Annotated in this window: 9 protein-coding genes, 2 tRNA genes and 1 pseudogene; 6 read left to right on the top strand and 6 right to left on the bottom strand. The window is 31.1% G+C overall.

Going from position 1 to position 8,948, the window contains the following annotated elements; all coding sequences use genetic code 11:
• Window positions 1–471 (bottom strand): RNA pyrophosphohydrolase, encoded by a 471-nt coding sequence (locus AJ884_RS02390; RefSeq protein WP_052817268.1) that lies wholly within the window; start codon window positions 469–471, stop codon window positions 1–3.
• A gap of 101 nt (window positions 472–572) precedes the next feature.
• On the opposite strand from AJ884_RS02390, the gene hemW reads away from it, so the two are divergent.
• The 4 genes and pseudogenes from hemW (at window position 573) to queA (ending at window position 3,865) form a co-directional block, all read left to right on the top strand.
• On the top strand, window positions 573–1,640 hold the full coding sequence (hemW, locus tag AJ884_RS02395; protein WP_070233252.1) for a radical SAM family heme chaperone HemW: 1,068 nt from the start codon (window positions 573–575) through the stop codon (window positions 1,638–1,640).
• Window positions 1,641–1,698: 58 nt separating this feature from the next.
• Window positions 1,699–2,114 (top strand): annotated as a pseudogene (gene tatB / locus AJ884_RS02400) (Sec-independent protein translocase protein TatB).
• Window positions 2,107–2,844, top strand: coding sequence for a twin-arginine translocase subunit TatC (tatC, locus tag AJ884_RS02405; protein WP_002856930.1), 738 nt, complete (start codon window positions 2,107–2,109; stop codon window positions 2,842–2,844). Before tatB ends, tatC begins: the two are co-directional and overlap by 8 nt.
• Window positions 2,837–3,865: a tRNA preQ1(34) S-adenosylmethionine ribosyltransferase-isomerase QueA gene (gene queA, locus AJ884_RS02410; protein WP_070233251.1), complete on the top strand. Its 1,029-nt coding sequence runs from the start codon at window positions 2,837–2,839 to the stop codon at window positions 3,863–3,865. The genes tatC and queA overlap by 8 nt, the downstream gene beginning before the upstream one ends.
• On the opposite strand, the gene lpxD is transcribed toward queA, so the two are convergent.
• The 5 genes from lpxD to AJ884_RS02435 are packed head-to-tail and all read right to left on the bottom strand — an operon-like array spanning window position 3,854 to window position 8,469.
• Window positions 3,854–4,819, bottom strand: a complete 966-nt coding sequence (gene lpxD / locus AJ884_RS02415; RefSeq protein WP_070233249.1) for a UDP-3-O-(3-hydroxymyristoyl)glucosamine N-acyltransferase — start codon at window positions 4,817–4,819, stop codon at window positions 3,854–3,856. The two genes, queA and lpxD, sit on opposite strands and share 12 nt — an antisense overlap.
• Window positions 4,816–5,280, bottom strand: a complete 465-nt coding sequence (gene ilvN, locus AJ884_RS02420) for an acetolactate synthase small subunit (RefSeq protein WP_002852211.1) — start codon at window positions 5,278–5,280, stop codon at window positions 4,816–4,818. Before ilvN ends, lpxD begins: the two co-directional genes overlap by 4 nt.
• On the bottom strand, window positions 5,277–6,977 hold the full coding sequence (locus AJ884_RS02425) for an acetolactate synthase large subunit (protein WP_070233247.1): 1,701 nt from the start codon (window positions 6,975–6,977) through the stop codon (window positions 5,277–5,279). The genes ilvN and AJ884_RS02425 overlap by 4 nt, the downstream gene beginning before the upstream one ends.
• 17 nt (window positions 6,978–6,994) lie before the next feature.
• The gene (locus AJ884_RS02430; RefSeq protein WP_002852081.1) at window positions 6,995–7,438 is read right to left on the bottom strand and encodes a GatB/YqeY domain-containing protein; all 444 of its coding nucleotides are present in this window, start codon (window positions 7,436–7,438) and stop codon (window positions 6,995–6,997) included.
• 11 nt (window positions 7,439–7,449) lie between these two features.
• Window positions 7,450–8,469, bottom strand: coding sequence for a bifunctional 3,4-dihydroxy-2-butanone 4-phosphate synthase/GTP cyclohydrolase II (locus AJ884_RS02435; RefSeq protein WP_070233245.1), 1,020 nt, complete (start codon window positions 8,467–8,469; stop codon window positions 7,450–7,452).
• 92 nt (window positions 8,470–8,561) lie between these two features.
• Here AJ884_RS02435 and AJ884_RS02440 point away from each other — a divergent pair.
• Both AJ884_RS02440 and AJ884_RS02445 read left to right on the top strand, forming a co-directional pair.
• Window positions 8,562–8,636, top strand: a tRNA-Gln gene (locus tag AJ884_RS02440).
• 33 nt (window positions 8,637–8,669) lie between these two features.
• Window positions 8,670–8,745 (top strand) — tRNA-Met (locus AJ884_RS02445).
• The last annotated feature ends 203 nt before the right edge of the window (window positions 8,746–8,948 follow it).

Genomic DNA, 8,948 nt, shown 5'->3' on the forward strand with positions numbered 1-8,948 from the left:
TTAGATATAACCTTTCTCTTCAAAATATTTGATCACTTTAACATAAATATTTTTTTTGAAATGATTAATCATTTCAAAAATTTGTTTAACACTCACAAATTGATAATCATCAAATTCAGGATGCTTGGTATTGATATTGATTGTAGCACCGTGCTTTAAACGCACTAAAAAATATTTTTGAATCTGCCCATCATAAGGATACATTTTTTTAACAATTTTACTCGGAAAATCATAACTCAACCATTCTGGATACTCAGCAATGATTTCAACCTCATCAGTACCTATTTCTTCTTTTAGTTCTCTAAATAAAGCGTTTTTGACACTTTCACCCTTATCAATACCTCCTTGTGGAAATTGCCAAATATTATCCATATCACTTCTTCTAGCTATAAAAATCTTACACTCAAAAGGATAAGAACTTGATAAAACAATAGCTGCAACATTTGGTCTATAATTTTTCTCGTTTTCCACAATATTTTTCCTTAATTTTAAAGGAAATAATTTTAACCTAAATCAAATCAAATTTTTATTAAAATACATTAAAAAATTTAATAAAATATTTTAGGGTTTTTATGCATTTTTATATCCATATTCCATTTTGTGAAAGCAAATGTAATTATTGTGCTTTTACAAGTTTGAAAAAAAATGATTATGAAAAAGCCTATTTTAAGGCTTTAAAAGAAGATATTATTTTTCAATTAAAACAATTTAACATTCAATCAAATCAAATTAAAACCTTATTCATAGGCGGAGGAACACCAAGTTGTGTTGATGCGTATAATTATGAAGATATTTTTAAAATTTTATATCCTTTACTAGATAAAAATGTAGAAATTTCATGCGAAGCTAATCCCAACTCAGCAACATTAAATTGGCTTAAAAATATGAAAAATCTAGGAGTTAATCGCATTTCTTTTGGAGCTCAAAGTTTTCATCCTAAAAAACTTCACTTTCTTGGAAGAATTCATAATCAAGAAATGATTATCAAAGCATTAGAAAACGCAAATAAAGTAGGTTTTAAAAATATCAATTTAGATCTTATTTATGATACAAAATTAGACAATAAAAAAATGCTTGAATTTGAACTCTTACACTTAAAACAAATCAAGGCTTTAATCACACACCTTAGTGCTTATAATTTAACCATAGAATCAAACACAGCCTTTGCCAAAAAAGAACATTTCAAAAAAAATGCTCCTAATTTAATGAAATTTTTCATCAAACAACTCCTAGAACTTGACTTTTTTCAATATGAAATCAGTAATTTTTCAAAAACCAAAGCCCAAATTTGCAAACATAATCTTGCTTATTGGCAAGGAAAAAACTACCTAGCTTGTGGATTAAGTGCGGTAGGATTTTATGAAAACAAGCGTTTTTATACAGCAAAAAATTTAAAAAATTACATAGAAAATCCCACTTTTAGATCTATAGAGCAGCTAAGTTCTAAAGACTTGAATTTAGAACACCTATTTTTAGGACTTAGAAGTATAGTAGGGATTGATGAAACAAAACTCAATCAATGGCAAAAAAACAAAATAAATATATTATTAAAAGAAAAAAAACTTTTTTACAAAAATAAAAGATATTTTAATCCTAATTTTCTCATTAGCGACGAACTTGCTTTATATCTCTCATCTTAAATTTAAGTTTTTTAAGTAAAATATTTATTTAAAATATCAAATCAAAGAGTAATGATTAATGAGTTTTGGTGAAATTATAGTTATTTTAGTTGTAGCGATTTTAGTCTTAGGGCCTGATAAACTTCCAGAAGCTATAGTACAAATAGCAAAAATTCTAAAGGCTGTAAAACGCAACATAGATGATGCAAAATCAAGCATAGAAAAAGAAATACGCATCAATGACTTAAAAGAAGAAGCTAAGAAATACAAAGATGAATTTTCAAGCACTAATGAAAACATACGCAAAAAACTCAGTTTTGAAGAATTTGATGACCTTAAAAGAGATATTTTAGATAAAACAAAGGTAGATTTAACCTTTGATAGCAGAGATGATAACACAAAAAATAACCTTAGCGGACAAAATTTAAATACAGAAGAAAAACCAAATCTTAGCAAATTAGAAACACAAGATAAAACGGAAAAATAAATGTTTGAAGAATTAAGACCTCATTTAATAGAACTTAGAAAACGCCTTTTTATAAGCGTTGCTTGCATTGTAGTTATGTTTATTGTATGTTTTGCTCTACGAAGCTATATCTTAGATATTCTAAAAGCTCCACTTATAGCTGTTTTGCCCGAAGTAGCCAAACATGTGAATGTAATTGAAGTACAAGAAGCCTTATTTACTGCAATGAAAGTTAGTTTTTTTGCAGCCTTTATCTTTTCTTTACCTGTAATTTTTTGGCAATTTTGGAAATTTGTAGCTCCAGGACTTTATGATAATGAAAAACGCCTTGTGGTGCCTTTTGTTAGCTTTGCAAGCATTATGTTCGCCTTAGGGGCTTGTTTTTGCTATTTTGTTGTAGTGCCTTTGGCTTTTAAATTTTTGATTAATTTTGGTTTAAATGAAGATTTTAATCCTGTGATTACCATAGGAACTTATGTAGATTTTTTTACAAAAGTTGTTGTGGCTTTTGGTTTAGCTTTTGAAATGCCTGTAATTGCCTTTTTCTTTGCTAAAATCGGGCTTATAGATGATAGTTTTTTAAAACGCCATTTTCGCATAGCTGTTTTAGTTATTTTTGTTTTTTCAGCCTTTATGACTCCACCTGATGTTTTATCTCAATTTTTAATGGCAGGACCACTTTGCGGACTTTATGGACTTTCTATTTTAATTGTTCAAAAGGTAAATCCTGCCCCAAAAGATAAAGAAAGTGATGAATAAAGACTTACTTCTTTCAAGCTATGATTACACTCTAGCTAATGAACTCATAGCTAACTATCCTGCAAATCCAAAAGAAAATGCTAGGCTTTTGGTTTTTGATCGCAAAAACAAAGAAATTTTTCACACTACTTTTAAAAATTTACAAGACTTTTTACCCAACTGCGCGATTTTTTTCAATGATACTAAAGTTATTAAAGCAAGAATTTATGGCAATAAAGCAAGCGGAGGAAAAATAGAGCTTTTCTTGCATCAACCTTTTTTAAATTCTCACAATCCACTTTTTCTAGCTCAAATTAAAGGGCGTGTTAAAAAAGATGAAATCTTATATTTTAGAGAGGATTTAAAAGCGCACGTTGTAGAACTTTTAGATGATGGTCTTCGAAAAGTTCAATTTTTTCAAAATGATAAAACCTTAGACACCTCAAATCTTTACAACCTGCTTGACAAGATAGGACATATACCCTTGCCTCCTTATATTAAAAGGGAGGATGAAAAAAGTGATTTGAAAGATTATCAAAGTATCTTTGCAAAAAATTTAGGCGCAGTGGCTGCTCCGACTGCAAGTTTACATTTTAGTGAGACTATGCTTGAAAATTTAAGAAAAAAACACGAAATTTACCATTTAACCTTACATGTAGGAGCTGGAACCTTTAAAAGCGTAGAATGTGAAAATATACAAGAGCATAAAATGCATAGCGAATTTTTTAACATTCCGCAGCAAGCATGTGAAATTATAGATTCAAAACAAGCTATTTTAGGCATAGGAACAACGGTAACAAGAACTATAGAATATTACGTAAGAACTAAAACAAAAAATGGTTTTTGTGATCTTTTTTTACACCCGCAAAATCCACCTATAAGACAAAATCATCTTTTGACCAATTTTCATTTACCAAAATCTACTCTTATCATGCTAGTTTCAGCTTTTATCGGTAGAGAACAGTGTTTAAAACTTTATGAACTTGCCATAAAAGAAAAATATCGCTTTTACTCTTATGGCGATGCGATGCTAATCTTGTGATTTTTCTTTAAAATTTATTGCTATTTTAGCTTGAAGTTTTAGCCAATCTTTTTGAAGCATGATAGGAAAACCACCATAAACGCGCCCGCCTTCTAAATTTTTACTCACACCGCCTCTTGCAGCTATAGTACTAAAATCGCCTATTTTTAAATGTCCACTCGTTGCACTTTGACCACCCATAATAACATTGCGTCCTAACTCACTTGAACCTGAAATTCCAGTTTGTGCTACAATGATACAATTTTGACCTATATTGCAATTATGTCCGATTTGAACTAGATTGTCTACCTTAGTACCTGCTTTGATAATAGTACTATCAAAAACTGCTCTATCTATAGTTGTACAAGCCCCCACTTCTACAAAATCTTCTAAAATCACATTGCCATTATGATAAATTTTATAATGTTCGCCGTTTTTATTGTGCGCATAACCAAAACCATCGCTTCCTATTACACAATTAGCAAGCAAATGACATTTTTTACCAATTTTAGTGTCATTATAAATCACTACATTAGGATGGATAATACTCTCATCACCAATGCTGACATTATCGCCTATATAAGCTCCTGCCATAATGATTACATTTTCACCTATATTTACATTATCACCTATATAAACATTAGGCATGATTCTTGCGCTTTTTGCGATATTTTGTATTTTTTCTTTAACTGTGCTTATCAAAGGCTTAGCAAAAAGCTTGCTTAAAAAAGCAAAATTCAAATGTGGATTTTGAGTAATCAAAGCTTTAGTATCTTTAGGTACTAAATTTTCATATTCTTTAGATACTAAAATAGCAGCAGCTCCTGTGTGAGGTATATCTTTGGTATTTTTCTCACCATCACAATAAGTAAGCTCTGTAAAATTTGCTTTCAATAAAGAATTTAAAGCACTGATTTCTATATCCTCACCTTTATACTCCAAGCTTAAAAATTCTGCTATTTCACTTAATTTCATTTAATCTCCATCAAAACAGATCCACTGCGAACTATATCACTAGGATTGTATTTTTTAATTGTTTTTAAAAAATTATCAATGCGATTTGCATCATCAGCAACCATTAAAAACAAAAAATTCTCATTACTATTTGCAATAGTACCATTATAAGCTTTCAAAACGGCATCAAGTCCACCTAAATTTTCATTTAAAGGAATTTTCACCAAAGCCATTTCTTTGTCAATAAATTCTTCACTTTCTATCACTTTATAAGTAGGAATAAGCTTATGAAGTTGTTTGACTATCTGCTCAAAAGTTCTTTCATTTCCTGAAGTGACTATATTAATACGCGAAAATTCTTTATTTTCCAAAGGTGCTACTGTGAGCGAGTCAATATTATAACCTCTTCCTGAAAAAAGTCCTACTATACGAGATAAAACCCCATGCTCATTTAAAACAATTACCGATAAAACCCTTCTCATTGTCTATCCTTTGCCTTTGGTAAAATCATATTATAAATCGCACTTCCTGCAGGCACCATAGGTAAAACATCTTCAAAGCGATCAATTTTTACATTTAAAAGAGAGGTTTTATCACTTTTTAAAGCTTGGTTAAAAGCTTGAATGAATTCTTCTTTGCTTGAAATTTCATAACCTTCGCAACCAAAGCCTTGAGCAATTTTGATAAAATCAGGCTGAGTGCTTAAATCTGTTTGTGAAAAATGCTCTTTATAAAACATACTTTGCCATTGTCTTACCATACCTAAAAAGGCATTATTTAAAATAATATTTATAGTTTTTATACCATACTCACGAGCAGTCATAAGCTCTTGGATATTCATTAAAACCGATCCATCACCTACGAAATTAATCACCACTTCTTCATCCACAGCAAGCTTTGCACCCAAAGCAGCAGGCAAAGAATATCCCATAGTTCCTTGCCCTCCACTTGTTGCAAGCTGTCTTGGATAATTAAAAGGATAAAACTGTGCTACCCACATTTGATGCTGACCCACATCGGTAATAATCCTTGCATCAGGAGCCATCTTCGCACATTCTTCAATCACCCATTGCGGTTTTAAAACTTCATTGCTATCTTCATAAGAAAGTGGATAAAGTTCATTATAACGCTTTAAAGTTTCGTGCCATTCTTTAAAAGTTGTGTTGAAATTTTCCTTTTTAAGCTCTTCTAAAAGCTCTTTAAGAACTTCTTTAATATCTCCTACTATAGGATAATGCGCATTGATAATCTTTGAAATAGAACTAGGATCAATATCAACATGAACTATAGTCGCATGTTTGGCAAATTCACTTGTTTTTCCTGTAATCCTATCATCAAATCTCGCTCCTACACTCACAAGCAAATCACACTCACTTAAAGCCATATTAGCGACATAGCTTCCATGCATGCCTGCCATTTTGAGATTAAAAACATCATCACTTCTTAAAGTTCCAAGCGCCATCAAGGTTTCAACTGCTGGAATTTTTGTAAATTTTACAAGCTCTCTGATTTGCTCACTTGCATTAGAACTGATACAACCTCCACCCAAGTAAAATAAAGGTCTTTTTGCTTCTTTTAAAAGCTCTGCAAATTTTTTAATTTGCTTTGAGTTACCCTTATAAACAGGCTTATAAGTTTTCATAGAAATTTCTTTAGGATATTCCCAAAGTCCCAAAGTTGCACTTATATCTTTTGGCACATCTATATGCACAGGCCCAGGTCTACCACTTCTTGCTATATAAAAAGCCTCTTTTAAAATGCGTGGAAACTCTTCTATGCAAGTAACTAAATAATTATGCTTTACACAAGGTCTTGAAATACCTACTGCATCAATTTCTTGAAAAGCATCTGTACCAATAAGAGAATTTGCCACCTGTCCTGAAATCAACACCAAAGGGATAGAATCACTATAAGCCGTAGCTAAGCCTGTAATAGTATTTGTAAAACCTGGTCCACTTGTAACTATGGCTACACCCACTTCTCCACTCATTCTTGCGTAAGCATCAGCAGCATGCAAAGCCGCTTGTTCATGACGCACTAAAATATGTTTAAAATACTTTTGATTGTAAATTTCATCATAAATATTAAGCGCAGCGCCTCCAGGATAACCAAAAACAATTTTAACATTTTCTTCTTTTAAAGCCTCGCAAATCATTGCTGAACCGCTTAACTCTTTCATAATAACACTCCAAAAAATTATTGTAAAAGCTCTTTAAGTGCTAAATTAAGTCTTTTGCCATCAACACTCGCACCTAATTTTATTTTAGCTTCTTTCATTACCAAACCTTGTTCTTTTAGTGAACTTACACCCAATTCTTCTATAAGTTGTTTTAAGGCTAAAGTTAACTCCTCATCACTTAGTTGTTTAGGCAGATAAATTTCAAAAAGACTTATTTCATTTTGTTCTTTTTGTGCTAAATCTTCACGATTTGCCTTAAGATAAAGTTCGATTGCGTCTTTGCGTTTTTTGATTTCACTTGCAATGATTTTATAAATTCTTTCATTATCTAATTCTATTCTTTCATCCACTTCTATTTGCTTAAAAGCTGCATTTAGAGTTCTTAAACTATCTCTTTTAAAATCATCTTTTTGTTTCATTGCCTCTTTGATATCGTTTAAAATTTGTTCTTTTAAAGTCATTTTTTTCCTTTTTAGTTAAAATTACAAGCTTTAAGATTTAAACCAAAACCTTCTAAGCCTATATAGTCTTTATCACAACTTTGAGATAAAAGTTTAATTTCTTCTATACCAAAATATCTTAAAATCTGTGCTCCTATACCATAGTTTTTGTATTGAGTGGTACTGGATTTTTCTCCTTGCATGAAAACTATAACGCCACCATTTTCACTAAGAAATTTGATTTGCTCTAAAAGTTTTGAAAATTTATCTGAAGTTAAAAGCTCAAAATCACTACCACTGATATGAAATTTAACATTTTCACATTTTTTTATATCTTTAAAGCAAAAAGCTATATGTTGGGTTTGATTATGATCGCTAAAGATAAATTTTTCTGCTTTAAAGCCTGCTAAAACACTTTGACTTTTTTCTTCAAGCTTAATAAGGCTTTCATGTTTTAGGCGATATTCTATAAGATCACTTACGGCTATCATGTTTAAATCATGCTTTTGGCAAAAAAATTCTAGATCTTCTCTTCTTGCCATATCTCCATCATCTTTTACGATTTCACAAATCACACAAGCACCTTTTAATCCTGCTAATTTACAAAGATCAACCGTACCTTCTGTATGACCTGTGCGTTCTAAAACTCCGCCTTTTTTTGCGATTAAAGGATTGATATGTCCTGGTCTTACAAAATCACTCGCTTTAGCATTATCATCAGCAAAAATTTGTATAGTCATATTTCTTTCATAAGCACTAACTCCCGTTGTAGCATCTTTTGCATCTACGGTTATGGTAAAAGCGGTTTCGTGGTTTGAAGTATTTTTAGGCACCATTAAAGGAAGTTCAAATTTTTTTGCCAAAGTTTCATCTAAAGCTACGCAAACCACACCACGAGCTTCTTTTATCATGAAATTTACTTTTTCTTGAGTGCTAAATTGCGCAGGAAAGATTAAATCGCCTTCATTTTCTCTATCTTCTGCATCTACCATTACAAGCATTTTCCCTGCTTGTAAATCCCTAATCGCTTGTTCTACGTTAACAAATTTCATCTTTATTTCCTTAAAATTTTTAAAATTATAACTTAAATTGCTTGACAAATAAATTAAAATTCACTATAATTACACTTTTAAAAAATATTTATTGGGGTATCGCCAAGCGGTAAGGCAACAGGTTTTGGTCCTGTCATTCAGGGGTTCGAATCCCTTTACCCCATCCACTTCTTATTTTATATTTCAAATATCTTATATGCCGCGAAGTAGAGCAGTGGTTAGCTCGTCGGGCTCATAACCCGAAGGTCGGGAGTTCAAATCTCCCCTTCGCAACCAAATGTATTAATCTTCAATCCTCTTCACTTCTTTTTAATCGTCTTAAAATAATTTAAAATGATTTATTGTTAATCTTAGCTGAGTTTTTAAAATACTTTAAAAGAATGATTGTAATCTAAAAAGAGTTTAACAACCTTAAAAACATCCATCCCAATAATTTTAAAATTATCAGGATGAAATTTTTAACAAGTAGGAGAGTAAAC

Origin of the sequence: Campylobacter sp. BCW_6463, assembly GCF_001762785.1 — a bacterium.
GTDB classification, from domain to species: domain Bacteria; phylum Campylobacterota; class Campylobacteria; order Campylobacterales; family Campylobacteraceae; genus Campylobacter_D; species Campylobacter_D jejuni.